We start from the raw sequence: 24913 nt of genomic DNA, 5'->3' as shown, positions 1-24913 counted from the left end.
GACGATTGAACGGCATATCTGTGCCCTACTCTTGAAACTGCGCGTTCAATTCCCGCTGAATGTTGGCGTGAGATCGAGCTTGCTCCACTTTTCCGAAAGCGTCTTGATGACGCCGGCCTCGGCGGCAGATTTGATCGCGGCATCGAACTTTTCGCGAAGATCGGCCTCACCCTTGCGCGTGCCAAGCGCCACTTCCGTTGCAAGCATCGCGCCTTTGATAAGAGGGCCAGACATCTGCAGATCCTCATTGCCTGGCTTGGCCAACATCGAGGTTGCGTATACGCCGCTGTCGAAACCCGCATCGATACGGCCTGCCTTCAGGTCGAAATCGCGTTCGGGTGAACTCTTATAGGTGCGGACTGTAACTGCATTGCCAAAATAGGATTGAATAAGTTGTTCCTGGCTCGTCGAGCCGACAACGCCGACAGACTTGCCCTTGAGCTCCTTGCCAATCTCGGCCATCACAGGATCGGCCTTGGCATGATCGTTAAGATTAAGGCGCTCGCCCGTCATGGGGAGTGCGGCAACCGTTCCATCTTTAAGAGTGAGGAAACTGGCAACGCCGCTCGCATAGGGAACCGTGAAGTCGACGACCTGCTTGCGCTTTTCGTTGATGCCGAGCGTCATGACGAGATCGAACTTCCCGGCGTTCAGACTGGGGATAAGGCTTGTCCATTCGCCGGTGATGAGTTCACATTCGACCTTGGCGCGCGTGCACAGGTCCTGGATCAGGTCGACATCGAAGCCCGACAATTTACCCCCGGAGTCAATCATGTTCCAGGGCGGAAAGGCACCTTCGATCCCGACTTTGACATGGGTCCAGTCCTTGGCGTTTGCCGCCGTACCCGTGAATGACAAAGCAGCGGCTATGATAGCCAACAGCAATTTCTTTTTCATGCTCATTCCCCTTTATTGGAGGCTGCAAGGCCTCATTTATTCGCGGTTGTCAGGCCGCGTTCAGATCAGCACCGCCTCCAGTTCCGCATTCGCTTCCCGCAAGGCATGGGAAATGCGATTGCGCGTTTGACGCGCGTGCACCGCATAAAACGGCAGCTCGGCAGAACCTTCCGGATGCCGCGCAAGTTGCCTTATCCCCTCCAATGATGGCCAGGCGGGATGCGGCAACGCTGAATCGTGATGGAAGCGTTCGCCGGTCGTATAGTTGAGCGGGACAAGCCGGCGCGACGCGCGCACAAGCGCCGCATTGATACGCGAGGCTTCTGCATCCGTAACGCTCTTCGACGTCGCAAGCAGGCTTGCCGCATTGTCCCGGAGAGCTGACACACCAGTTTGGAGGGCGCTGATATCCAGCCTGTCGCCGAGCTGCTGCTTGAGGTGCGCGATTTCGTCAGCAAATGCACTGGCGTAAGCCGTATAATCATAAGGCAGGATAGGAGACGTCAGTAGCTGTCGCAGAACCCGAAGCACGATCCCTGTATCGCGAACAAGGTTCTTCGGATCGATGTGCTCGATCGTGTCATGCGGCGTATGCCACCACCAGCCGAGCGCCGTCAGCATTTTCACGGGTCCCGGCGGCTGATGGCTGAGACTCCCGAACATTGAAGGAATGCCAATGCCCCAGAACGACTGGTCAGCAGCCCGACCATGGCGACGCCCGGCATGTTTCTGCCCACTGATGGCCTCGACTGCATCGAAAGCCACTGCCTTCAACTCGTCGACCACACCTGAGTTGGTGAGCACGCTTGCTCCTTCACCGCCCGTCGAGTCCACATTGATGTGGGCGATACAGCGCTGCTCCAGCTCGTTCCAATACTCATCCGCATACCATGCCGAACCTGAATAGCGCCCATGCGAGTGGCCCGACCAGAAGCAGATGCGGAGCCCTCTGCGCCATTCGCCGCGATGAGCGGCAAGCAGGCGCGCAGTCTCCAGCATCGTCGCATTGGCGCCGCCATTATCCATGACGCCGTAGTGCCATGTGTCGTGATGGCCCGAGAAAAGCACGAACGGCTCATCTGCTTTGCCGGCTAAGGAACTCAATTCGGCGACCAGCAGGGGCGTTTTGCGCCAACCCGTATCGACCTCGGTCTGGATGGAGACATTGACCGCCTCCCCTAGCTCGCAGCGCCTGCGCAGTTCCGCCCCTACATCATTCGGTACGGAACAGATGACCGTGGACGGGAGATTTGGGCGTGTATGCTGTGAGGGGCTGCCCCACACAGGCGACACACACATTTCGTAGAGGTGTTCGTTAGGACTGATATGAAGCTGGCCGATCGCGCCGGCGGCGCTGGCGAGCGCAGCGACCTCTTCGGTCGCTATACCATCGACAAGGACGATTTTCCCGGCAACTTTCGCAGCGCTGAACTCCGCCGCCGTGCCTTCGCCTACGTAGAGCAGTTCAGCCGAAACGCCGGGCGTGGAAACGGACATCGAATGGGTGATGCAGGGCAGCATCCTGCCACCCACAATGACACGTGCCCTGCCCGGCAAGCTGATAAAGGCATCGTGCTGGACAAGCTGGGTATCATAGCCATACCCCGCGATCTGCGCTTGCAGATAGCGGAAGCTTTCAAGTTCTTCAGCCGTACCGGACAGTTTTACTCTCCGCGAAAACTCGCGAATATGTACCATCAGCTGGTCGGTGTCCGGTTCCAAGCCTGTCTCAGACATCCGTGTTCTCCGGCAATGGCGGCTCGACGTCATCCGGTATGGGATTGATGAACGGCGTGCCGTCCAGACGCTGCCGATGGTCGGCTTTGGCGGCTTCGATAAAATTCGGGTTGGCAAGCAGCTCGATGGCTGTCGCGGCCATCACTTTCGCAGCATGTTCCATGCCCTTGTGCGCTGCAGGCAGCTTGCCCTGGGCAACCAGCTGCCATGAATGTCCCGGCGTGCCGATAGCATATGTCGCCCCGCGCATCTGAACTGTCGGAACAACCCAGCTTACCGTCCCCACATCTGTCGAGCCGACGATCGATCCGTCGCCGCTTTCGGGGGGGAAAATGCTGTCACACAGCGCTTGGCCCTTCTTGGGAGTCACGTTAAACCGCTTGTAGGAGGATACGATGTCCTCTTGCGAGAACGTCTCCTGAAATTTCCGCGCAGTCTCATGATCGGCCGCATTGAAATCCGGGGGGCCGAGGCGCTCCAGCTGCGAATGCATCAAGGCTTCGAGCGGCGTGTTGCCGACAAGATTGGCATCGCCACTGATAATGCGGCTGCGTACGGTGGTTTCGGTCATTAGAGCCGCGCCATCCGCAACCTTCTTGACCCGCGCGACAAGGCTGTTGAGTTCGGGCAGGTCACTGGCCCGTACCAGGTAGCGTACCGTTGCCCGGGCCTGAACGACATTCGGAGCAGAACCACCTGCGTCGGTGACGGCATAGTGGATACGTGCGCTCGATGGCATATGCTCGCGCATGTAGTTCACGCCGACATTCATCAATTCGACAGCATCCAGGGCGCTGCGGCCCAGATGCGGCGTTGCCGAGGCGTGCGACGCACGGCCGCTGAAATGGAAATTGATTTCGTTGCAGGCAAGCGAGATCGGATTGTTCACGCCGGCGAAAGCTGCCGGATGCCAGGAAATGGCAATGTCGACGTCGTCGAATACGCCGGCACGCACCATAAAGCCCTTGGACGAACCGCCCTCTTCAGCGGGACAGCCGTAGTAACGTACGCGCCCCTTCAGTCCGTTTTTCACCAGATAGTCCTTGACCGCAGCTGCCGCCAGCATCGATCCCGACCCGAGAAGGTTGTGACCACAGCCATGGCCATTTCCGCCTTCGACCATTGGCCGCTCTTCGGCCAGTCCTGCAACCTGGCTGAGGCCGGGGAGCGCGTCGAATTCGCCGAGAATGGCGATGATTGGTCCGCCTTCTCCCGCTTCGCCCATGACTGCCGTGGGCAGATTGGCAATACCGCGGGTGACGCGAAACCCTTCCTTTTCGAGCAGGTGGGCGTGCTCTTCCGACGAGCGGTATTCTTCGTAATTCGTCTCTGGCGTCTCCCATACGCGATCGCTCAATTCAAAGAACGCATCGCGCTTGGCTTCAACGATTTCCCAGACCTCTCCCGAATTTCTCATGATTTCCCAATTGGCTGTTTTATGATAGTAACCAAAATTGGCACCAATTTAGACGCAAATATTTTTTACGCAACCTCTGGGTAAAATTATTTGTCTGGCGTACATCTCGTAAGGGACCACGGCCCTAAAGAAATATGCATTTCGATGGAATACGGGGAAGGCGAATGAGTGAAGCGAAAGCGAAAACAAAGTCACAGCTCAAGGTCGTCGATGTTACCGATTTGATCCTGCACGATATTCTTGCTGGCGTGCTCGCTCCGGGCGTGTGGCTGAAACAGATCGATCTCGAACAGCGCTACCAAAGCAGCAGACCGGAAGTGCGGCGCGCGCTCGACAGGCTGGTACAAAGACGGCTGGTCGAACATGTTCCCAATCGCGGCTACCACGTGTTCGAGCCCGATGGCCGCCAGGCAACGGAAGTGAGCGACATTCGTGTCATCCTTGAAACGGCGGTCGCGGACAAGATCGTTGCCAATGCCTCGGAACTGACTACGAAAAAGCTCCGCGACCTTGCACACCGTTTTGACGATCTTATTATGAGCGGAACGATGATCGAGCTTTACGAAGCCAATCTCGCGTTCCACCGCGAATTGCTTGCGCTCTGCGGCAACAGCGAACTGGTGAACCTTGTTACCGAAATCCGCCAAAGGACCTCGTCAGCGCCGGTGTCACAGTGGAAAACACGCGCGCGGATTGAACAATCGTCACGGGAGCATCACCAGATGATCGATGCTCTGGCAGCGAAGGATATCGAAGAACTGAAACGCGTGACCGTATTGCACATCAAGCAGATGTAACGGCCTGCGATCTGTCACATTTGGATATTGTCCCCGTTGCAAATCATATAAGTATGTGCTTATGTATTTGCATGAGCGAAACAGAGTTTTTCAAGGCGCTGGCCGACCCGACAAGACGCGCCGTCTTCGAACGGCTGGCCGATGGCGAGATGAACGCCACGGACTTGCGGCAAGGATTTGACTTGTCGCAGCCCGCCATGTCGCAGCATCTGGCTGTCCTGCGCACGGCTGGACTGATCGCGGAACAGAAACATGGCAGGAATGTCCTCTATCGGATCAACCCCGATGGCGTGGCCCGAATCCATCAATGGCTTAGCCGTTACAATGCGTTCTGGCCAAGCCGTGTGGATGACCTGAAGCAGCTTCTCAAGGAGATGGATCAATGACACGCAAGACCGATGCGAGCATAAATCTCACTTATGAACTGGAGGCTGCTCCATCTAAAGTGTGGCGAGCTTTAACCGTACCGGAATATGTGTCGCAATGGCTGAAGCGACCCGCGGGCAAGGACGATGCTCCGGAGAAAAGTACGCTGGAGCCATCCTTCGAACTCCATCTGATTTCCGCCGATCCTGATACGCGCGTGCGCTATAGAATCAAGGACAACGATGCCATTAGTGTCGTTACATTCCAGATCGGGGCGAATGGTACTGGCGGCACAACCTTCAGTATTGTGCATGAACTTGCGATGAGCGCAGCCAACAGCAATAGCCAGAAACTTCTGCGCGCAGCGGCCTGAAAAGTACCACTCTGAACACCACTGAAAGGAGGTCGCCGATGCGCGACATGATGCAACTCGTCCCTATGGTCGTGGAACAATCCAGCCGCGGCGAACGATCATTCGATATTTACTCACGCTTGCTACGCGAACGTATCGTGTTCCTGAATGGTCAGGTCGAGGACGGAATGGCGGCACTCATCTGCGCGCAATTGCTGTTTCTGGAATCGGAAAGCCCCACGAAACCGGTTTCAATGTACATCAACTCGCCCGGCGGTGTCATCACCAGTGGTCTGGCGATCTACGACACAATGCAGTTCATCACCTGCCCCGTCGCAACCTTGTGCATGGGGACAGCGCGGTCCATGGGTTCTTTCCTTCTTATGGCTGGTGAACCTGGTCAGCGCACTGCATTGGCGAATTCAAGTCTTCATGTGCATCAGCCACTCGGTGGATTTCAGGGACAGGCCTCTGACATCTTCATCCATGCGGAAGAAATGCGCCAGACCAAGCACCGAATGATCAGCCTTTACGCGCAGCATTGCGGGCGATCGTTCGAGGATGTGGAAAAGACATTGGATCGAGATCACTTCATGACCGCGGAGGAAGCCAGACAATGGGGCCTTGTTGACACGGTTCTGTCAAAGCGGCCTGGGGTCGAGCTCCCTCCCGCCGGCAGGCCCTTTGATTGATCCACTGCGTGTAGCAATGCGGATATACGTTTGACCGGAACCAGGTCCATTGCGCAAGTTCCTGTTCGATACCAGCAAGCGCCTCGACCTTTCGCTTTACGCAGAAAAAGCCCGATAGCCGACACACAGAACTGCACCATGCGAGTAGGTTATTTGCCTTTGCCGCTCATCGTTTCGGTGTAGACGCTGCGCCACTTGCCCACCTTCAAGACCTGTTATCAGAAACGCCAGATCAACGGCACGATGAAAACAGAAACCACAAAAAACCAGATCAGCAGCGGCAAGCCGAGCTTCCAGTAATCGCTGAATGCGTAGCCGCCCGGGCCCATAACCATCAAATTCGTCGGCGTGGCGATTGGCGTCAGAAACGCCGCTGCCGCCGCCACCGCCGTGCTCATGAGCACGGGTCGGGGCGAGATACCCATTGCCGTCGCAGCCGCGACACCGATCGGGATGACGATCAGTGCGGTTGCCGTGTTGCTGATGAGCTGCCCCATCACCGCGGTCAAAATAAACAGCCCCGCAAGCAGCGCTACAGGTCCGGCATCGCCGACGAAATTGACGAGATGTTCCGCCATCAGCTTTGCCGCCCCTGTTTCCACCATCGCAGTGGAAAGCGGCATCATCGCGCCCACGAGGATCACCGTCGTCCAGCCAATGGCACGATAGGCTTGCTCGACATTCATGATCCCTGACAGGACAATCGCACCGGCAGCAAGCAGTCCGGATACCGCCGGCGGCACAATGCCGGTCGCGAGGAGTAAGACCATTGCAATCAAGATAATGATAGCCTGGCGGGCGCCGGGGCCCATGGGGACGGCCTGACGACGAACCAGCTCCGGTGAATTGACCACAAGAACGTCTGGATCGTCGAGGTGAACGTCAAGGGCCTTCCAGGTTCCCTGAAGCAGCATGGTGTCACCCGCTTGCAGCTCGATACCGCCGGCGCCCTTGGCTTTGACGGCGGCGGTTTCCAGGCCCGGGCGCTGCACCGCCAGAACGATCAGGTCGCCACTTTCGGTGACCATGCCAGGAAAAACCTTCTCCCCGATAAGACCCGAGCGTGGCGGGATGACAACTTCAGCAAGCCCGGAGCTGCGATTGAACAGCGTGTCCTCGCCTTGGCCGGCCGCCTTCTCATCCCGAAATGCAAGATGCATCTGCGCCGCAAATGCTGCGGCCACGTCGCCTTCTCCGCGTATCAGCAGATGGTCTCCTTCGGCCACGAGGGGCCGGCGCAGTGGTCCGGCGGTTTCGCCCTCCTGTATGGCGACCAGCTGCAGCCCCGGATGCGCCGATAGGTCGATCCCTGACGACGGCACACCCACATAGGGTGAGCTTGCACGGACCCGCAGCTGGTAGATTCCGCTAGCAAGCCCATATTGCTCGACCAAGGTTTTGGCGTGACGGCTGAAATCGGCCGGCATGGTGGCGCCGTTGCGCTCGGGAAGCAGCTGCTTTCCGAACAGCACGATGATGGCCATGGTTCCAGCCAGAAGTGGCACGCCCACAAGCGCGAACTCGAAGAAGCCGAAGCCGCCCGCCCCCGCGTCAAGACCAGCTTCCGACACCAGCACGTTGACCGGTGTTCCGGTTAAGGCAAGCATCGAGCCGGCATGCGCGGAGAAAACCAGCGGCATGAGCAATTGCGACGAATTGCGCTTGAGGCGGACGGCGATCACAACCACGACCGGCAGAAGCGCTGCGACGGCGCCATTGACGCTGATCAGGGCGGTCAGCAGCGATACCAGCCCCATTTTCAGCAGCAAAAGGCGCGTCCGGCTTTCTTCGCCCGCACCGCGGATGAGCAACTGCCCGGCCCAGGCGGTGACCCCGGTGACCTCGAGCCCGGAGCTGACAACAAAGAGCGACGCAATGAAGATGACCGCCGGATCACCGAAGCCACCAAGCGCCTGGTTAATCGTCAGCACGCCGGTCGCCCACAGTGCCAATGCGGTCAGCATGGCCACAACGACGACTGGCAACTTGTTCCAGACGAACAAAACCACGGCAACGGCTATAATGGTGGCTGTGTATGCTATCGGGCTCAATCGTTCAGTTCCTCATTTGGCCCTGATCGGGCTGTCCAACCCGGACGCGCCAGCCACGCACGTCAGACGGCCTGGCAAGACCTCTAGTCATCGAGCGTCGCCATGAGCACGCCGATACGGCAGCCCTTTTCAAACTCCGCAAGGTTCACATATTCCTTGATGGTATGGATCTCTGCCTGGCCGGAACCGATGGTAATGGTGGGAACGCCATGCTTGTCGAGCCAGTTGGCGTCCAGGCCGCCGTTGGAGAAAACCAGGACTGGCTCGATGCCGAGCGCCTTGAGTGCCTTGGTTGCCCGCTGCACGATCGGAGTGTCCTTGCCGAGTTCGAACGGTGGATAGGAAGTCACATGGCTGAATTTCAGCTCCGCTGTGCCGCCAGCGTCATCCGTGACCTCCCTTTGCGCTTTGGTGAATGCCTCTTCATATCCCTTGGCGATTTTCGTCGCGAAGGCGGATTCAGGACTGCGCGCCTCACCCTTGATGAAGGCATAGTCGGTCACGACGTTCGTCGCGTCGCCGGCGGGCTTGTTGTCCTTGCCGCCGAAGATACCGACATTGCTCGTGCCCCGACCGTCTGACTTGACGACCTTGCCGAACCAGCCGGCACGCCGCGCTTCGGCAAGCGCCAGCGCTCCGACCATCGTTGCCGATATGCCCTTTTCGGGCGCAACACCCGCATGTGAGGCGCGGCCGGTGATTTCCGCTTCCCAATTCTCCTGGCCGACGGCGCCAATGATCAGGTCGGAAGCCATCTGGCCATCGACATTGATGCACATGACGGCACCGCCGAGATCGGCCGGGTTGAGCTCCCGCGCACCGTGCAGGCCGCTTTCCTCGCGCACGGTGAACAACAGCGTTATTGGCGGATGCGGCAGTTTGTTCTTGAGAAGTGTTTCGGCGACCACGACGAGAACCGCGACGCCGGTCCGGGCATCGCCGCCGAGCGCGGTGGTACCGTCCGAGACGATGCGGTCGCCCTCTCGACGCGGCTTTGCCCCTGCACAGAGCGGCACGGTGTCGAGGTGGGTGGAAAAGAGAAGCCGCGGTCCTGGCCGTGTTCCGGGCAGATCCACGATCAGATTGCCTGTTTCGGTCGGTAGCGGAATACGTTTGTTGGCGTCGTCGAAACGCATCGCCGACTCCGGCACGCCGACCTTCTTCAGAGCGTCGCTGACCGCAGCGGCAATGTTGGCTTCTTGTCCGGTTACGCCTTCGACCGAGAGGAACCGCATCAGGTGATCTTCCGCGGCCGCGACGTCGAGGGGAATAGAGTTGTTGCTCATGATATCCATCCGATCATTTTGTTGTAATCGATGAAATGTCCGTCGTTCGCTACAGGCCCCACGGCAGCCCGAGGGCCTTCCAGACCGCAAAGAGAGCCGTCCACAGCACGAACATCAAAACGACATAGGGAAGCATCAGTGAGACGATGGTGCCGACGCCCGCGGACTTGTCATATTTCTGGGCGAAGCCGACGACGAGCGCAAAATAGGCATTGAGCGGGGTGATCGCGTTCATCGGCGAATCGCCAACGCGATAGGCTGCAAGGACTGCTTCCGGCTCGACCCCGAGCTTCATGAGAAGCGGCACAAAGACGGGGGCGAAGATCGCCCACTTGGCAATTGCGCCGGTCAGCAACAGGTCGATGATCGCAACGACGACGATAAAGCCGATCAGCAGTGGCAGGGCGCCAATATTTGCCGCCTGCAGTGCGCCGGAAAGGCTGAGTGCCATGACCGTGCCTATGTTGGTGTAGGTGAAATAGGAGACGAACTGGCTGAGGACGAAGAACAGGAAGATTGTTCCGCCCATGTTCTTGATCGACTTCTCAATTGCGGCGATCACCTCCGATAATGTCCGCAAGGTGCCCGCGCCAATGCCGTAAGTCCACCCCGTCACCAGAAACATAAGCATGATAAGCGCGATCAGCCCATTCATGAATGGGGAATTGCCGATCAGCTCGCCGGTTTCAGGATTGCGCAACGGCGCCCCACTGGGAAGCGTCAACAGCAGGAATACCACCAGGAGGCCTATGAGGCCGTAGAGCGCAAACCGCAAACCACGTGATTCCTGCTCGGACAGCACGGCTCCTTGATCCGGAACGGCTCCGTCAGCCGACGCCTCCGGCTTGTATTCGCCCAGCCGCGGCGAGATCATGCGGTCCGTGATGAATGCGATAATGAAAGTCAGGAAGATCACAGACGCGATGGAGAACCAGACATTCGACGCCAGCCCGATCGATCGCGCGGGATCGACCAGCCGTGCTGCATCGTTGGTGAATTCCACGAGGACCGCATCGAGTGGCTTGATCAGCATGTTGACCGTAAAAGCACCGGCAACCGCCGCAAAACCGAGCGCCAGACCAGCCAGCGGATGTCTTCCGACTGCCATATAGGCGACGCCGGCGAGCGGTATAAGGACCAGATAACCGGCATCTGCTGCGATACTTGCAAGGATGCCCACGAAGGCCAGGATATAGGTCAGGGCCCAGCGCGGCGAAACGATGACGAGTTTGCGTATCAACGCTGTGACCAGACCGGACTCCTCGGCCACGCCCGCACCGATCATGGCGGCGATCATAAGCCCGACCGCCGTGAAACTCATGAAGTTGGGAATGAGCGAGGCGTAGAGGAAGCGGATGCCTTCCACGTTCAGAAGGCTGCGTATTTCCGTTGAAGCGGTTTCGATTTCGTGGGTGTCCGGGTTGATGCGCTCAAAACTGACCGCCGCCCCGAAGGCACCGAGAATGGCCGACAGGACGATAACAATGCCGATCAGGATGAGGAAGATGATGACGGGATGGGGAACCATGTTTCCCACTCTCTCGACGCCATCAAGCAGTCTTTGCATCACGGTCTTTGGCGCGGTATTGGCAGTGGTCATTTCAGGTCTCCCGTTAAGTCAACCGATTGCGCCCAGCTGTTCGAAGGACACCAGGTGTGATGGCGCGGTTTACTGGCTTGCTCAATCTGTGTCGCCAAGACGATAAGCTGCGGTGAACGGTACCGTCCCAGTATATTCCGCCGAAGCATCGCAGAAAATCGTTGGGGGGTTGGACCGCCAATGATCGGATCAGGTACCGATGCCGGCTCCCCTTTCAGTTATCGCACTTGCAAGCGACAGGCCGAAGATAAAACTAAACGCCTCCTCTACCCTTATGCGAAGGTCACCAATCTTGAGGCCTGCGACAAGTGCCGCAAGCACAGTGGCGCGAATATAGTGGTGCTCCAATCATCAGTGATAGGCATGGAATCCCAAAACCAAGCTCTCAGTTCAAATTTCCCGCATTCCATGCATTGATCCGCATCAAGGGTATTTCGCCTGTGTCAGGATCGTCTAATCAATGGCCATCGCTTCAACAACGAATAATTGACGACTGAATGGTTAATATCACCGTGACACCCGTTGGAAATTGACATCACTTCAACAAGACAGGGGGTCTATGCATTGCGTCACTGCGGTCGACTTCAAACTGCCATCTCTCGTCGAGGGGGAACACGATGAAAGCTTATATTTCAGTCTTGGCAAAGTCGTTCTCAGCCGTTGGTCTGCTTGTCGGTATTGTCTTCTTTGCCACATCCCTTACGCCTAGCCTCATGCCACGCTCTTTCCTGGTTCAGGGCGCACTCTCTGGATTCTGCGCAGCGCTCGGCTACGGTGTGGGCGTGGCAGCCGTGTGGCTCTGGCGCTATCTGGAAATTCCGGTTCCACGCGCGCCGGTTCAGAAAGCCGCCAAATGGATTGCTGTCATCCTGTGTATTGGAACCGCCGGCGTTTTTCTGTGGAAGGCAGCCGAATGGCAAAACACCGTGCGGCGCCTCATGGGACTTGGGCCGGTCGAAAGCGTGGAACCAATTGAACTTGCGGCCATTGCGCTCGGTATTTTTCTGGTGGTCATTTTGCTCGCCCGCCTCTTCAAGCGGACATTCCGGCTCTTCTCGCGCTGGCTGAACCGCCTCGTGCCGCGCCGTGTGTCCAAGGTCATTGGCGGTGTTCTGGCGATAGCACTCTTCTGGTCGGTGGCCCAGGGTGTCCTGTTCAAGGTCGTTTTGCGTATGGTCGACACATCCTTTCGCGAACTCGATGCCAGGATCGATGACGGCTCGATACGCCCCTCGGATTCCACAAAACCTGGCGGCCCGGGCTCGGTCCTCGACTGGCAGAACCTGGGACGGCAAGGGCGCGCGTTTATCGCATCTGGACCTACCGGTGCGCAGATTGGCAGTTTCTTCAACGCAAAAGCGCTGGATCCCGTTCGTGTCTATGTCGGGTTGAATTCCGCGGAGACGGTCGATGAACGAGCGCGCCTCGCGCTTGAAGAATTGAAGCGTGATGGCGGGTTCGAACGATCGGCGTTGATTATCATCGTTCCGACGGGAACAGGATGGGTCGATCCGGAGGGTATCGACACGGTCGAGTATCTACATCATGGCGATATCGCCAGCGTCGCCGTGCAATATTCCTATCTCAGCAGTTGGCTATCCTTGCTCGTGGAGCCGGGCTACGGCGCCGAAGCAGGCCAGGCGCTCTTTCGCGAAGTATACCGCCACTGGACTACGCTCCCGCGTGACAGCCGACCCAAACTGTACTTGTATGGCCTGAGCCTGGGCGCGATGAACTCCGAACTTTCGGCCCATCTCTACGATGTTATCGGCGATCCTTTCCAAGGCGCCCTGTGGAGCGGTCCACCTTTCCAGAGCCGCATCTGGAACTCCGTGACGGCTGGCCGAAATCCCGGTTCGCCGGCATGGCTGCCGCGCTTCCGCGACAATTCAATCATACGGTTCACCAACCAGAACAATGCGCTCGATATCCCCGGTGCCGTCTGGGGACCTCTTCGCATCGTCTATCTCCAATATGCCAGCGATCCCGTGACGTTCTTCGATTTTCACGCGCTCTATCGGGAGCCGGATTGGATGAAGAGCCCGCGTGGTCCCGATGTCTCGCCAAGCCTCCGCTGGATTCCAGGTGTCACAATGCTGCAGCTCCTGTTCGACATGGCAATCGCCACGACCTCGCCGATGGGATACGGTCATGTCTACGCCCCGGACCATTACATCGACGGCTGGGTTGCCGTTACGGCCCCGCAAAACATTCAACCGGAAGATGTTTCTCGCCTGAAGGCATTTTTCTTCGAACGGTCGCGCAGCGCCGACAATCCGCCACCAGGTGATTGACCGTTCAGGTGCGACCGCTCCTCAATGGAAAAAGAAACACAATGCATAGCTGTGGGATTCATGGCTAATCTCTTCGACCTGTCGGGCACGATATAGTTTGTTGCAGCGCGTCCCAGCGTTAGTCACCCTAGAGAACCGGAGGCAACATGTCTGATCTTATCGTGATCGTCTATCCCACCGAACCCAAAGCCGAAGAGGTGCGCAATCGGCTCCTCGAACTCCAGAAAGAATATCTGATCACGCTCGGCGACGCCGTCATCGCCACCAAGACAGATGCGGGCAAAATCAAGCTCAACCAGTTGGTGAGCACGACAGCAGCCGGCGCGGTATCCGGCAGTTTCTGGGGTTTGCTGATTGGCGTCCTTTTTCTCAATCCGCTGATCGGCGCCGCAGTCGGCGCTGCATCCGGTGCCCTCGGCGGGGCGTTGACGGATGTCGGCATAAACGACAACTTCATGAAGGATCTCGCGGCCAATATTCAGCCTGGAAACGCCGCCCTGTTCGTGCTCGTGCAGTCGATGACGGCCGACAAGGTCCTGAAGGATATTTCGCATTACGGCGGTGTTGTTCTCAAAACTTCGTTGGATGAAACCAAGGAGCAGGTTCTGCGCGACGCGTTGCAAAAGGCCACATCTTGACCTTTGGCAGTCGGACACAGTCCATGTGCTCACCTGCAGGACCCATCTTCGAGGGAATTATCGAGATGGTTTGGGGAGCCGTCGGCGAATGGCCGTGGTCCATTGGCCAAAGGTCTTCGCCTTGCGCTCCCGGGTAGGCCGGGATCATTGGCTATGGGGCGGGTAGGCAAGGCATGGCAGTTCAATATGCAAAACCGATGATCGGCTACCTCGCGACCGGCATCCTGGTTCTCGCGCTGCTTCGTTTCGGCCAGGCAATCTTCATACCGTTCGCCTTCTCCCTTTTCGTCATCGCCCTCGTTGCGCCACTCCAGCTCAGGTTGCAGTGCTGGATGCCCAAACTACTTGCCCTGTTTGTGACGCTCTCTTCAACAATCTTCATCATCGTCGCCGTCGGATCCTCGGTGACTTGGGGCCTGAGCAGGCTTGGCCAATGGCTTTTCGTCAATGCCCGCAGATTCCAGGATGTATATGTCCACTGGACCGGCTGGCTGGAGGAACACGGCATTGCCATCGCAGGTCCACTCGCCGACCGTTTCGACGTGACATGGCTGGTGAGCTTTACCCAGGGGTTGGCCGGGCGCCTCAATAGTTTCGCGGGATTTGCCTTGCTGGTCTTTGTTTTCGTCATGCTTGGCCTCCTGGAAATAGAGGATTTCGCCAAGCGTCTTCGCTCTCCTGCCCTACAACCGCAGGGCATGAACATGCTTCATGCCAATCGCGAAATTTCAAAGAAACTGCGCCGGTTCATGCTCGTGCGCACGTTTGCCAGCGTCTTGACCGGGTTGATCGTCTGGGCATTCGCCTATTTCGCAGGCCTCGATCTGGCGGCTGCCTGGGGCGCAATTGCCTTCACCCTCAACTACATACCGTTCCTTGGACCATTCGTGGCGACTGTCCTTCCGACGCTTTTTGCCATGGGCCAATTTGATTCCTGGCAGATGGCACTGGCTGTGTTTGTCGGACTGAACCTGATCCAATTTCTGATCGGTAGCTATCTTGAGCCCCGTTTAACGGGCGCATCCTTGGCAATCTCGCCTTTCGCCGTGATTTTTTCGGTCTTCTTCTGGAGCTTCATGTGGGGGGTTCCAGGCGCATTCATCGGCGTCCCCATTCTCATCGCGTTCATCATCTACTGTGAGAAATCCTCCGTGGCGAAATGGATTGCCGTGTTGCTGTCGGCCAGGTCTTCTGAAAATTCCGACAAAGCTTCGACCTAATATCCAACGTTCACAGGCACGTCCTGTAAATTATACAAATTGTTTCGTAACAGTTACGTACTGAACAGACCGCAGTGGTTGTGCCACACTTGTGAAGTCGAGCATTTGTAACTGCGCGATACCTTACTCTTGTGGTTTTTTGGAGCAGCCATGCCTGTACTTCCCCCAACAAAATGGATCGAAGTACTATTATGCTCGTCTCTAACAATGAGACAGCGCCCCCTATTTGCACGTTGTACCGGGTACGACAAATGGTGAAATCATGAACGCGCATGATCATATCGCGCCATCGGATGTATCGCTCGATCGAAACTTTGCACACGCGGCAGCGGGGTCTGCCATCAACTGCCCTCCTCCGCAACCGAAGCGGACGTCGTCCGGCGCATTTTCTATTCCCGCGTTCAAGTTTGATACCAGCGGCGTGCCGATTGACCATCAGTATGAATCCTGGCGCAATAGCTTCTCGTCGATGCTCGAGCTTGGCGAATGCAGGGACACGTCTCGTGGCTTTGAAGGGAAGCAGACGGTCTGGGATCTCGGCAGCCTGGCGTTCTCGCGGATCAGAACCAGCGCACTCGAGTTTGCAAGTGTCCCAGGTCACACGCGCAGGGAAACGCTCGATCACTGGGCATTGACCCTTCCACTCGACGGCTCGATCAGCACCGAGGGTCCGGCAGGAGGCTTTCAAGGCGGCGCCGGCATCGTCCAGGTCCATTCGCTGGGGCGCTGGTTTGAGGGGAGCGTAACAGATAGCGACATGCTGGTGCTTTTTGTTCCCCGAGATTCCGATCCAGAAGTGGCTCGTGCCCTCAGCGCGGCCGAATTCTCCTCTGTCGACACGGCTATGGGACGGCTATTGTCCGATTACTTTATCGGATTGGCCAAGCGGCTGCCGGCGGTCGAGGCCGACAATCTCCCTGAACTCGTGGGCGCGACGCAGGCGATGATCCGGGCGTGCCTGCTGCCATCTCCAGGCAACATCGAGGAGGCTCAGGCACCTATCGCCCGCGTGTTGCTCGAAAAGGCACGCCATATAGTGCAATCCAGATTGTTCGATCCATCATTCAATGCCAAGGTCTTGCGGCGTGACCTCGCGATTTCACGCACCGGGCTTTACCGGATGTTCGAGCCGTTCGGCGGCGTGATGCATTACCTGCAGCACCAGCGTCTCCTCGATGCACACGCAGCATTGGCGGACCCGAACGACAAACGCCGTATTATTGAGATCGCCGAGCAGCGCTGTTTCAGTGATGGCGCAGAGTTCAGCCGGGCATTCAAGAGGGAATTCGGCTATACGCCAAGCGAAGTGAGAGCAGGCCGCAAGAGCGGTGTGCCAAGCAGACCGGCCGGCGAAATCGCCACCGCAGCTCCGGAAGAACGCCTCGGATTGCTGCTACGCAAGCTTCACGGTTGATCTGTAACAAGCGATCGGGTTTTCGATGCGTCATGATGATCTGGACGAGCGGCTGAGAAAACTCGGCGTGAATGTTGGGCCCTTCACCTTCACCGTCGTGTTCCTGATCGGTGTTGCAGCTGCGATCGGTATCGGTTGGCTCCTGTATTAACGGTCGCGCTGCCAACGGTTGAAATTGTGCATTTTTGACCGCCTTGTCCGCAATGCCGAAGGGGATGATTCCAATGTTTGAAAATGACGACTGGAAGCTGGCTATCGAAGATACGCGATTTCGGCAGAATGCTATCGTTGCTCTCATATCTTCGAGCAATAACCAGGCGCTTGGACTTCTCCGGCTATTTTCTGTCATCGCCCTTGCCACGGCGACCGGCGCTGTTACGTCCCTTGCAGCAGGCGAGTTTTCTCCAACGGTTGGCTGGGAACTTGCGTCCTTGACGCTGGTTTTGGTGTGGTCGTCCTGGCAGTGCTTTCAGGCCCTCGAAGTCGGGGACATTGATCTGCCGGGTCGCAATGCCGAATTCTGGCTGCTCGCCGCCGATAACGAAAACGACCGGCCCACATTTTCCCGCCAATACCTCGAAATCTTCAAGGAGCGGTACCAGACGAACCGCCGGGTAAGCGAACGGCAAGCCCGCGCGCTTCGAAAAGCAAAGCTGGGGGGAATAATAGCACCGCTGATTGGCATAGGCGTGGGCGCGCTCCTGGCCTTCTTCCAAGCATATTCTCTTTGAACTTGGAGAAGGCCGGCGAGCAGTTGGCCTCTTTGACAGCGCTTTATCCCGGCGTCTGTGAGGAATTGAGCGACCTTCAAAAATACATCGCAAACAAGGGCATCAACTGGGGATGCGCAGGCGGTGAAGCCGCCTGCTTCTCTCCCAATGTATATGCTAAATGCTGGGTTGTGATGTCGCAACCTGGATCATTGCCGCTCATACGGCGCGTTCCCCTACGGTCCGGGGCATCCGCCGCAACTACCAGTTTGCTTTGAAATGGGTGCCGCGAACAGCCATTACCTCGCAGCCACTGCACGTCTGATGTGCTATTCGTTGATCTCCGGCTCGACGAGTCTTGCCAAGTTTTTCAGCGACTCCTGCCATCCGAGATAACAAGCCTCCGGTGGAATGACGTCCGGCACGCCGGCCTGTGTTATATGGAGCTCGGTCCCGACCGACACTTTGGTCAGCGTCACGGTTACTTCCATTTCGCCAGGCAGGTTGGGGTCGTCGAATTTGTCCGTGTAACGCAAACGTTCACCAGGAACCAGCTCGAGATATTCGCCACCAAACGCGTGGCTATTGCCAGTCGTAAAGTTCCGGAAGGACATTTTGAACGTGCCGCCGACCTTTGCTTCTGAGTGATGCACCGTACAAGCAAAACCGTTGGGGGGAAGCCACTTGGCGAGCGCGTCTGCCTCGATGAATGCCCGATAAACCTTGTCCGGATTTGTTGCCAGAACGCGGTGCAATCGTATGGTATTCGGCATGGTTGTCATCCTCCTGAATTTGCCGGAATAGGCCCTTAGGACGAGCGAGACTTTGCCAATCCGACATCGTTGTTGAAAAAATTTGCGCGACCGTAGACGAGCTGCCGGCGCTCTAACGAGTTCGCACCGCACCCACCGATCAAAAATGCTCCTGTAACCCACACCTCCTTATTTTTTTGACCACAATTCACGCTGGTTTCACGCTGGAATAACAGTGGAATTGTATTCCCCGTAAGTCAGCCAGCTTAGCTGACGTCAAGGAAATGATGGGAGCGGAATAGTGTACAACATTTCGGGAATAAGCATTCCTGTTTACCCGCGCGGGCTCCCAATACACGCAAACGTATTGCCAAAGTTGTGTTTTGTGCCAAAGTTAGAGCGAGAGCCCAAGCACAAGCAAGATAAAGCAATCCATGAGGCTACTCGGGGACCCACGCTGATGGACCGCAGTCAGCACAGCGAAGCGGCTTATCGCATGTACCTTATTGGACCCTTCGCGATCACTGATCCGGAGGGCAAGGTTCTGACGCCTAAATCCCAAAAGTCTCAAGCGATCCTTGCCATGCTGGCGGTCTCCCTAAGGGGATCACGTTCGAGAGTTTGGCTTCGTGACAAGCTTTGGAGCGACAGACCTGAAGACCAGGCCTCTGCCAGTCTTCGCCAGGCATTGCTCGATATCAGGAAATGCCTGGGTGATGCACGCGATATCCTGGTGGCTGACAAGAACACCGTCTCGCTTCGCATGGACCGCATACGGCTGGATATCGACGAAATCCTGACCGAGGGCCATACGGCAGGAAATGACGAACTGGCTGCTGAACATTTTCTCGAAGGGGTCGACGTCAGAGACCCCGAATTCGAGGAGTGGCTGACACTGGAGCGACAGGTCTGGCAGCGCCGATACGATGAGGGACAATTCCAGCAAAAATTTGAACCAAAGCTTGAGCTGGCGCGTCAGAACCAGGAACCGACGCCACTCGTTCCTTTAACGGCGATCAATCCGGGCAAGAATGGTGGAACGGCAAATGGAGCGGCGAACGATAGAGCTGGTGACTCGATTTCCAACGTCAATTCGAGACAATGGGTAGTCGCGATCCTGCCCTCGCGCATCGCCGGACAAAGCGAAAACGGACAGATTCTTGCGTCAGGCGTGACGAATCTCATCGCAAAATCGCTTGTCGAGGGAACTGATATCCGTGTCACTGATTTCTCCTTCGGCGGACGGCCTGGGGCGAACTCGTCGAATGGTAGCGAAATCTCGCTGGCAACACCCCTCGGCATACAACTGGAACTGACACTCGCCAGTCAAACCGCCCTTATCGTGGTGAGCATTCTGCGTTTGACCGATCATAGCCTGATCTGGAAAGACAGTTGCATCGCCGACCGCCTGCCCCTGGAAAGAGGCGAAACCAGTCAGTTGCATGGGCTAATCAATCACTTGATCGATGAAGTCAACGGTAGCTTTCTTTTCCGCGGCGAAGGAGGAAAGCTGGAGCGCGAAACCACTCTGATCGAGGCGGTCAACTCGGTCTTTCGATTGTCTCGGGAGGATCTTGATAGAGCGGAACGCATCCTTCACAACATTGCTGCTGAGCGGCCCTCCTCCTCGGTTTATGCGTGGCTCGCCTTTATCAGGACTTTCCGGGTTGGACAGCGTTTCAATGCCTACGACTCAACGATAGTCGAAGAAGCCCAATTCTACGCCCGTAAGGCATTGGAGTTGGACGCCAACAATTCCATCGCACTTGCTCTCGTTGGGCACGTTCATTCATTCCTGTTTTGCGAATACGACTATGCCGCGGGACTGTTCGAACGAGCAATCAAGCTCAACCCAGCACAACCACTCGGTTGGGACCTTTATTCCATGTTGCATTGTTACGCCGGGCAGCCTGAAAAGGCGTTGGCCATGGCCAACTGGGTTCAAAACCTGGGGTTTTACAGTGTGCACAAGTATTATTTCGACACGACAAAGTGCATCAGTGCGGCCCTCGCCGGTGATCACGCAGCCGCCATTTCTGCGGGTGAAGACGCGCTGAAGATGCGTCCTGATTTCAATTCTCTCTTGCGCTACATGGCAGCAAGTCATGCACATCGCGATGAGATGGAGTTGGCGGGAAAGTATGTAGAGCGGCTCGAAGCTGTCGAACCGAATTTCTCTATCGAGTCCCTCAAGGACAATCGCTACCCGCTGTTAAAAACTGGGGGAGGCAAGATGCTGATCGCCGGACTTACCAAGGCCGGTGTCAAGCTCCGGTAATTCTTCCTCAATCAAAATTCGGTTCGAATGGATGAAGGATACGCGAAATGGTCAACGTTGCTCCGCAATCACCGCTGATACAGTTCCTGAACAATTTTCGATTTGAGGTCGATGCCGATCACGTATCGCCCTGCCCACCTTTGCCGTTCGCCGAGGTTGACCCAGCGATGGATGGAGCCGGTATCGCCATCCCGGGCGCGCCCATAGCCGGAGCCGCCACGGCGAGCGGCGGTGTTGCCAACAAATCGGTACTGAACAAATCCTCCCTAAACAAAAACAAGAACAAGAACAAAACCTCATTCGGCGGAATCAGCACCGGCAATGCACAATTGATACCTGCATTCCAACTGCGAAGGCTCCACCAACAACCTTCCCGGAACGCTTTTACCGCCGCCGCTCGGTTTACGTGGGAAATGCTCGACATTACTCCACCACCAGGCCCCGACTTCACTCGTCTTGAAACCAAAGTGATGCTGTCGATGCAGAAGCGCGACCGCGAAAGGGCCAGACGACTCCAGGATATTCAACAGGAAGCCGCGCTATCGGTCGCCGAGTTTACACGGCCGCTCTATATCGAGAACATAGCAGGGTTCGAACAGACTGAGGCACTTTTTCAAAATATCCTGACAGCGTGCGAATATGTGGGTCTCATCTACAAGAACAAGTTCAATCGCCTGCGACCCAGTCAGTTTGAACCGCGGCTGCGACCCCTTCTGGCAGTCCCCGCGCACGAATCGTATCAAAGCAATCATGCGTTCCAATGCTTTTCCATTGTATTCGCATTCAACACGATCCTTCCCGAGCATCCCGCGACCGAAGAGTTGGCACGAATTGCCCAAAATGTTGCAGAAAATCGTGAATGGGCCGGCCTGCACTATCCGAGCGATACGAAAGCAGGACGTGATCTGGCCCGTCGGTTTGCACCTTATCTGAGAGATGCGTTCGCCGCGACGTATAACGCGGTACACAAGGAATGGGTGTGAAGGATGTGCATTCAGCTTCAGTGATTCCTCCAGCGTAAATGAGGTTAAAGATGGCCCTCCTCCAATCCGACAACACAAAGGCTGCACCTGCCGGCTATTATTATCTCTGGCATTTGGCTGCTCTGGGAGTGATTACCGCGGACTTCGGATCCTCGAGTGGTCTGATCCCTCCCAACAATGAAAGTGCGCTGCGCATCACGCCTTCTCCTGTTGTTTCCGGCTCTGTCTGGGACACCATTGCAGGTGTGGCTTCGATTTCGCCCGCAAGGGTAGCGCTCATTGACGTCGGCATATCTCCAGATCACCCGAACCTGGCAACCCGGATCGATCAGAATGCTTCTATTGACCTGGCAACGCACAGATACGGTGCGCGTGCGCTGGCCATCCTCGACGATACAAACAGTACCTATAAGGAGGAGAAACAGGCGTTCTTTGCCGAACTCGACATATCCGGACTCGGAAACCTCGGACTATCGGTTGATGACAAGGAATACCTGGACGATATTGTGGCGGAGTATGCCGGTTCATATGGCGTTCTGCGCCGGATCCTCGATTCGAACACGATGTTTGCAGCTCACGGCACCGCCTGTGCCGGTTTGATCGTGGCCGAGCCTGCCGCCTTGCCATCGGAGGACGGCGCTCCGTCTCTACCGGAAGACATCTTTACGAGTCCGGATTCGACCGGGACCCATCCCAACAAAAATCCCAATTTGTTACCGTATTTTGGCGCTGATCCTTTTTCGCGCCTCGTCAATATTACGACTTCGTTCGAAGACAATGCCGTACAGTTCATTGCCGCATTCCTTTATGCATATTCGCAGAACGTTGACGTCATTGTCATGCCACGCGGCATACCCGATCCGAAGCGAAGCGCCATGCAGCCCAAGAACGAATTGAAGGCGGACTTGGAACGCTGGGCCAACCGTGATGCTGCGGATCTATTCGCGCGCATCGCCCTGGCAGAACAGGGACCAGGGGAACTCGAGCCCAAGGCAACGCAGCTGGGTTCCAATCCGGACCGCATATGGACGATCCTCGAACATTTGATCATTGGTGTGAGCCGAAAGATTCCGGTGATCTGCGCTGCCGGCAACAGCGGCGAAAGCCAGCTCATCTATCCAGCGAGCCTTGCAGCTCCCGACAACGGGATTGTCGCCGTCGGCGCAGTCACGGTTGAAGGTTTCCGGTCCGGCTACAGCAATTATGGTGAAGGTCTAACCCTCGTTGCACCCTCTGATGATGGCGAGGTATTCAATCGCCATCAATTGCGGATCAATCGGCTGTCTCCCTTGATCGCCAAGCATGAATATAACGCGGATCCCGGCAAGGAATATTGCTATTCGCAGTTCAGCCTTCTCAGCACGGACCTTCCGGGTGTCTTTGGTTATGATGAAGGAAAAGCGCCTTGGTCCTCACTGCTTCCCTCTGCAAATAATCCCGGCATTGGTGGCGGTTACTATACCAGCTTTGGCGGTACGTCAGGGGCCGCAGCCTTGGTCGGCGGCGTCGCGGCTCTCGTGCAACGGGCCCATCGTGCCGTTCACAGTGGGTCAGGCAAGCTAGACGGTATAGCTGTCAAGTCTATCCTCGAGGAAGCGTCCAGCCGAAGCAGCAATGTTGGACCGGGTTTTCGTCCTCTCACACCCGACTGCATGAATGCGGACAACGAAGATGTCATCGATCCCAGGTATTTCTTTGGAGCGGGACTCCTTAACGCCGCCGCGGCTGTCGATGTAGTGCTGAACAGTTGACACAAAGCCCGACAAAACATCCAAAAAGGACCCGCCCGCGGGTCCTTTTTACGTTTTATCCTTCATTTTTGACGGTGCATTGACGGTCAGACAGCGCTTGAGCGACGCCTCCCCCGGTAATATCGACCAATACTCCGGTAACACAATAGATCCGGAGATCAATCGATCTGCGGGAGGAAAAACCGATGTCAACAGTTCTTACCAGAAAATACCGGTGGTCATCATTTGCCAGATTGATCAAGCGGCCGAAATTGCCAGCGGGCTTGTGCCTCACTTACAAAAGCGTCAAAGCATCCATGGAGCGGGAGATCCGACTTATTCATATCTCGATCTTAACTCCAGTGCAGAGACCCGTTTTTCGACCGTGTCCAATTGTCAACAACGTGACTGGGCAGCACCAGCAACGGACATGCCGCGGCAGTTCTCGCTATTTTCGATGAGCTCGACTGAAGCGAGTATCTGCCTGGCAATTCATAATCGGAGCTCGACGTACATGGTTTTAAAGCGTGAAATATCGATAGACGAATGGGAAGCACTGAACCGCCTGTCACAGGGCGAAACGATCCGGCGAATAGATGGTCGCGCGGTTCAACGCCTAACTGAGATCGGCGCACTGCGAAGCAGAGGAGGAGAAATCAAACTCTCCTACGCCGCAATGCAGCTTTTGATCGAACGCTCGGCACGTATTTGCCGCGCCCGAAACGGCGACAGCAAAACGTGGTGCAATTGAATTTCAATGTTGCAAGCACGTGTCAATGAGTAGTTTTTGGGGACAAGAAAATGTCAGGAATTATGTATGAACGAATACCGGATGCTGATCACGCCGTATACAATCGGCATGCGGCGGCCCGCCGTGCAGCGTTCCACATCGCATCGACAGAACCCCGTCCACAACGGACCCTTGCCATTATTGACGGACGTGCCATTGCTCGAGAGCAGCTTTCCAGGGGGCTTATATCGAATGGGCTTGGACTGCGCATGGCTACCTATGGCTCTGTCGAAGATATAGAGGCATATGAAGCGACGGCATTTTCGGTTATCCTTGTATGCGTCGACGACTCAAGATTCATGGATAATTCCATTGTGCTCGAAATCGGGGCGCTTGTTCGGAGATTTCCGAAGGTCCCAGTCATTGTTCAGGCAAAACTATGCGGATTTCAGCAAATCCTGAGCGTTCTCCAGCAAGGTGCCCATGGCTACCTTCCAGGCAATGCCGGAATATCTGTTTGCATCGAAGCAATATCGATGGCGTTGGCAGGAGGTGTTTTCGTCGCGGCCAAGAACCTGCATGATATTCAAAGCATCCTCGGAACCAACCACCATCAGTCCAAGCGTTTGGAAATGTTCACACGACGGGAACGTGAGGTCATCGAAGTCCTGCGGCAGGGAAAGGCAAACAAAACGATTGCCTATGCCCTCAGGCTTGCTCCAAACACTGTGAAAGTTCACGTTCGCAATATCCTCAAGAAGGTTCGGGCGACGAACCGGGCGGAAGCAATTTACAAAATCAACGCCATGTTTGATGAGATCGCATAGAGCGCCGTTCGGCAGCAAGAATAGAACGCCGTTGGGGGCGACGGGGGCCGCTCCTGCATCTGACCCTCCCCCTTTGTGGGAGGGTCTTTTTTCCACGCGCCTGTAGTACTATGACCACCTTGAGCGGAACCTGACCGCAGAC

22 protein-coding genes are annotated in these 24913 nt (G+C 56.5%); 15 read left to right on the top strand and 7 right to left on the bottom strand.

The window, feature by feature from the left end; genetic code table 11:
* Window positions 1-45 precede the first annotated feature (45 nt).
* The 3 genes from FHS21_RS13245 to FHS21_RS13235 are packed head-to-tail and all read right to left on the bottom strand — an operon-like array spanning window position 46 to window position 4051.
* Window positions 46-897: a transporter substrate-binding domain-containing protein gene (locus FHS21_RS13245; RefSeq protein ID WP_183662191.1), complete on the bottom strand. Its 852-nt coding sequence runs from the start codon at window positions 895-897 to the stop codon at window positions 46-48.
* Between the two features lie 60 nt (window positions 898-957).
* Complete coding sequence (locus FHS21_RS13240) at window positions 958-2634, bottom strand: M28 family metallopeptidase (RefSeq protein WP_183662189.1); 1677 nt, start codon at window positions 2632-2634, stop codon at window positions 958-960.
* Window positions 2627-4051 (bottom strand): M20 family metallopeptidase, encoded by a 1425-nt coding sequence (locus tag FHS21_RS13235; protein WP_183662187.1) that lies wholly within the window; start codon window positions 4049-4051, stop codon window positions 2627-2629. The genes FHS21_RS13240 and FHS21_RS13235 overlap by 8 nt, the downstream gene beginning before the upstream one ends.
* A gap of 164 nt (window positions 4052-4215) precedes the next feature.
* Between FHS21_RS13235 and FHS21_RS13230 the strand changes: the two genes are divergently transcribed.
* The 4 genes from FHS21_RS13230 to FHS21_RS13215 all read left to right on the top strand — a co-directional run bounded on the left by FHS21_RS13230 (window position 4216) and on the right by FHS21_RS13215 (window position 6258).
* On the top strand, window positions 4216-4848 hold the full coding sequence (locus FHS21_RS13230) for a GntR family transcriptional regulator (RefSeq protein ID WP_183662185.1): 633 nt from the start codon (window positions 4216-4218) through the stop codon (window positions 4846-4848).
* Window positions 4849-4919: 71 nt separating this feature from the next.
* Window positions 4920-5234, top strand: a complete 315-nt coding sequence (locus FHS21_RS13225) for an ArsR/SmtB family transcription factor (protein ID WP_112531932.1) — start codon at window positions 4920-4922, stop codon at window positions 5232-5234.
* Window positions 5231-5587, top strand: a complete 357-nt coding sequence (locus FHS21_RS13220; RefSeq protein WP_112531933.1) for an SRPBCC family protein — start codon at window positions 5231-5233, stop codon at window positions 5585-5587. The genes FHS21_RS13225 and FHS21_RS13220 overlap by 4 nt, the downstream gene beginning before the upstream one ends.
* A gap of 38 nt (window positions 5588-5625) precedes the next feature.
* Window positions 5626-6258, top strand: a complete 633-nt coding sequence (locus tag FHS21_RS13215) for an ATP-dependent Clp protease proteolytic subunit (RefSeq protein WP_183662183.1) — start codon at window positions 5626-5628, stop codon at window positions 6256-6258.
* 218 nt (window positions 6259-6476) lie between these two features.
* Here FHS21_RS13215 and FHS21_RS13210 read toward each other — a convergent pair whose 3' ends face one another.
* The 3 genes from FHS21_RS13210 to FHS21_RS13200 form a co-directional block, all read right to left on the bottom strand.
* The gene (locus tag FHS21_RS13210; protein WP_183662181.1) at window positions 6477-8309 is read right to left on the bottom strand and encodes an SLC13 family permease; all 1833 of its coding nucleotides are present in this window, start codon (window positions 8307-8309) and stop codon (window positions 6477-6479) included.
* A gap of 83 nt (window positions 8310-8392) precedes the next feature.
* Complete coding sequence (locus FHS21_RS13205) at window positions 8393-9595, bottom strand: M20/M25/M40 family metallo-hydrolase (protein WP_376772103.1); 1203 nt, start codon at window positions 9593-9595, stop codon at window positions 8393-8395.
* Window positions 9596-9644: 49 nt separating this feature from the next.
* Window positions 9645-11195, bottom strand: coding sequence for an AbgT family transporter (locus FHS21_RS13200; RefSeq protein WP_112531937.1), 1551 nt, complete (start codon window positions 11193-11195; stop codon window positions 9645-9647).
* A 617-nt stretch (window positions 11196-11812) separates the two neighbouring features.
* Here FHS21_RS13200 and FHS21_RS13195 point away from each other — a divergent pair.
* The 6 genes from FHS21_RS13195 to FHS21_RS13175 all read left to right on the top strand — a co-directional run bounded on the left by FHS21_RS13195 (window position 11813) and on the right by FHS21_RS13175 (window position 17492).
* Complete coding sequence (locus FHS21_RS13195; protein WP_183662179.1) at window positions 11813-13489, top strand: alpha/beta hydrolase; 1677 nt, start codon at window positions 11813-11815, stop codon at window positions 13487-13489.
* A gap of 146 nt (window positions 13490-13635) precedes the next feature.
* Window positions 13636-14127: a DUF1269 domain-containing protein gene (locus FHS21_RS13190; RefSeq protein WP_183662177.1), complete on the top strand. Its 492-nt coding sequence runs from the start codon at window positions 13636-13638 to the stop codon at window positions 14125-14127.
* A 173-nt stretch (window positions 14128-14300) separates the two neighbouring features.
* Complete coding sequence (locus FHS21_RS13185) at window positions 14301-15347, top strand: AI-2E family transporter (RefSeq protein ID WP_246411011.1); 1047 nt, start codon at window positions 14301-14303, stop codon at window positions 15345-15347.
* Window positions 15348-15609: 262 nt separating this feature from the next.
* Window positions 15610-16761, top strand: coding sequence for a helix-turn-helix domain-containing protein (locus tag FHS21_RS13180; protein ID WP_183662175.1), 1152 nt, complete (start codon window positions 15610-15612; stop codon window positions 16759-16761).
* Window positions 16762-16786: 25 nt separating this feature from the next.
* Window positions 16787-16912: a hypothetical protein gene (locus FHS21_RS31190; RefSeq protein WP_281386096.1), complete on the top strand. Its 126-nt coding sequence runs from the start codon at window positions 16787-16789 to the stop codon at window positions 16910-16912.
* Between the two features lie 73 nt (window positions 16913-16985).
* Window positions 16986-17492 (top strand): hypothetical protein, encoded by a 507-nt coding sequence (locus FHS21_RS13175; protein WP_158482296.1) that lies wholly within the window; start codon window positions 16986-16988, stop codon window positions 17490-17492.
* 308 nt (window positions 17493-17800) lie between these two features.
* On the opposite strand, the gene FHS21_RS13170 is transcribed toward FHS21_RS13175, so the two are convergent.
* Window positions 17801-18244, bottom strand: coding sequence for an SRPBCC family protein (locus FHS21_RS13170; RefSeq protein WP_112532430.1), 444 nt, complete (start codon window positions 18242-18244; stop codon window positions 17801-17803).
* 439 nt (window positions 18245-18683) lie between these two features.
* Here FHS21_RS13170 and FHS21_RS13165 point away from each other — a divergent pair, with 439 nt between their 5' ends.
* The 5 genes from FHS21_RS13165 (at window position 18684) to FHS21_RS13145 (ending at window position 24771) form a co-directional block, all read left to right on the top strand.
* Window positions 18684-20501, top strand: a complete 1818-nt coding sequence (locus tag FHS21_RS13165; protein ID WP_183662172.1) for an SARP family transcriptional regulator — start codon at window positions 18684-18686, stop codon at window positions 20499-20501.
* Between the two features lie 47 nt (window positions 20502-20548).
* Window positions 20549-21484 carry a phosphatase PAP2 family protein gene (locus FHS21_RS13160; protein ID WP_112532428.1) on the top strand — a complete coding sequence of 312 codons (936 nt, stop codon included), beginning with the start codon at window positions 20549-20551 and terminating at the stop codon, window positions 21482-21484.
* A 50-nt stretch (window positions 21485-21534) separates the two neighbouring features.
* Window positions 21535-23235 carry a S8 family serine peptidase gene (locus FHS21_RS13155; RefSeq protein ID WP_183662170.1) on the top strand — a complete coding sequence of 567 codons (1701 nt, stop codon included), beginning with the start codon at window positions 21535-21537 and terminating at the stop codon, window positions 23233-23235.
* Window positions 23236-23332: 97 nt separating this feature from the next.
* Window positions 23333-23965 carry a hypothetical protein gene (locus tag FHS21_RS13150; RefSeq protein ID WP_183662168.1) on the top strand — a complete coding sequence of 211 codons (633 nt, stop codon included), beginning with the start codon at window positions 23333-23335 and terminating at the stop codon, window positions 23963-23965.
* Window positions 23966-24015: 50 nt separating this feature from the next.
* On the top strand, window positions 24016-24771 hold the full coding sequence (locus FHS21_RS13145) for a response regulator transcription factor (protein WP_112532425.1): 756 nt from the start codon (window positions 24016-24018) through the stop codon (window positions 24769-24771).
* The last annotated feature ends 142 nt before the right edge of the window (window positions 24772-24913 follow it).

Source organism: Phyllobacterium trifolii (genome assembly GCF_014192095.1).
GTDB classification, from domain to species: Bacteria; Pseudomonadota; Alphaproteobacteria; order Rhizobiales; family Rhizobiaceae; genus Phyllobacterium; species Phyllobacterium trifolii.
This window is presented reverse-complemented; position numbering and strand designations above follow the sequence as displayed.

What these genes read in the sequence shown, in the direction of transcription:
- FHS21_RS13245 (WP_183662191.1), bottom strand. Translation starts at nt 897, where the DNA reads ATGAAAAAGAAATTGCTGTTGGCTATCATAGCCGCTGCTTTGTCATTC.
- FHS21_RS13240 (WP_183662189.1), bottom strand. Translation starts at nt 2,634, where the DNA reads ATGTCTGAGACAGGCTTGGAACCGGACACCGACCAGCTGATGGTACAT.
- FHS21_RS13235 (WP_183662187.1), bottom strand. Translation starts at nt 4,051, where the DNA reads ATGAGAAATTCGGGAGAGGTCTGGGAAATCGTTGAAGCCAAGCGCGAT.
- FHS21_RS13230 (WP_183662185.1), top strand. Translation starts at nt 4,216, where the DNA reads ATGAGTGAAGCGAAAGCGAAAACAAAGTCACAGCTCAAGGTCGTCGAT.
- FHS21_RS13225 (WP_112531932.1), top strand. Translation starts at nt 4,920, where the DNA reads ATGAGCGAAACAGAGTTTTTCAAGGCGCTGGCCGACCCGACAAGACGC.
- FHS21_RS13220 (WP_112531933.1), top strand. Translation starts at nt 5,231, where the DNA reads ATGACACGCAAGACCGATGCGAGCATAAATCTCACTTATGAACTGGAG.
- FHS21_RS13215 (WP_183662183.1), top strand. Translation starts at nt 5,626, where the DNA reads ATGCGCGACATGATGCAACTCGTCCCTATGGTCGTGGAACAATCCAGC.
- FHS21_RS13205 (WP_376772103.1), bottom strand. Translation starts at nt 9,595, where the DNA reads ATGAGCAACAACTCTATTCCCCTCGACGTCGCGGCCGCGGAAGATCAC.
- FHS21_RS13200 (WP_112531937.1), bottom strand. Translation starts at nt 11,195, where the DNA reads ATGACCACTGCCAATACCGCGCCAAAGACCGTGATGCAAAGACTGCTT.
- FHS21_RS13195 (WP_183662179.1), top strand. Translation starts at nt 11,813, where the DNA reads ATGAAAGCTTATATTTCAGTCTTGGCAAAGTCGTTCTCAGCCGTTGGT.
- FHS21_RS13190 (WP_183662177.1), top strand. Translation starts at nt 13,636, where the DNA reads ATGTCTGATCTTATCGTGATCGTCTATCCCACCGAACCCAAAGCCGAA.
- FHS21_RS13185 (WP_246411011.1), top strand. Translation starts at nt 14,301, where the DNA reads ATGGCAGTTCAATATGCAAAACCGATGATCGGCTACCTCGCGACCGGC.
- FHS21_RS13180 (WP_183662175.1), top strand. Translation starts at nt 15,610, where the DNA reads ATGAACGCGCATGATCATATCGCGCCATCGGATGTATCGCTCGATCGA.
- FHS21_RS31190 (WP_281386096.1), top strand. Translation starts at nt 16,787, where the DNA reads ATGCGTCATGATGATCTGGACGAGCGGCTGAGAAAACTCGGCGTGAAT.
- FHS21_RS13175 (WP_158482296.1), top strand. Translation starts at nt 16,986, where the DNA reads ATGTTTGAAAATGACGACTGGAAGCTGGCTATCGAAGATACGCGATTT.
- FHS21_RS13170 (WP_112532430.1), bottom strand. Translation starts at nt 18,244, where the DNA reads ATGCCGAATACCATACGATTGCACCGCGTTCTGGCAACAAATCCGGAC.
- FHS21_RS13165 (WP_183662172.1), top strand. Translation starts at nt 18,684, where the DNA reads ATGGACCGCAGTCAGCACAGCGAAGCGGCTTATCGCATGTACCTTATT.
- FHS21_RS13160 (WP_112532428.1), top strand. Translation starts at nt 20,549, where the DNA reads ATGGTCAACGTTGCTCCGCAATCACCGCTGATACAGTTCCTGAACAAT.
- FHS21_RS13155 (WP_183662170.1), top strand. Translation starts at nt 21,535, where the DNA reads ATGGCCCTCCTCCAATCCGACAACACAAAGGCTGCACCTGCCGGCTAT.
- FHS21_RS13145 (WP_112532425.1), top strand. Translation starts at nt 24,016, where the DNA reads ATGTCAGGAATTATGTATGAACGAATACCGGATGCTGATCACGCCGTA.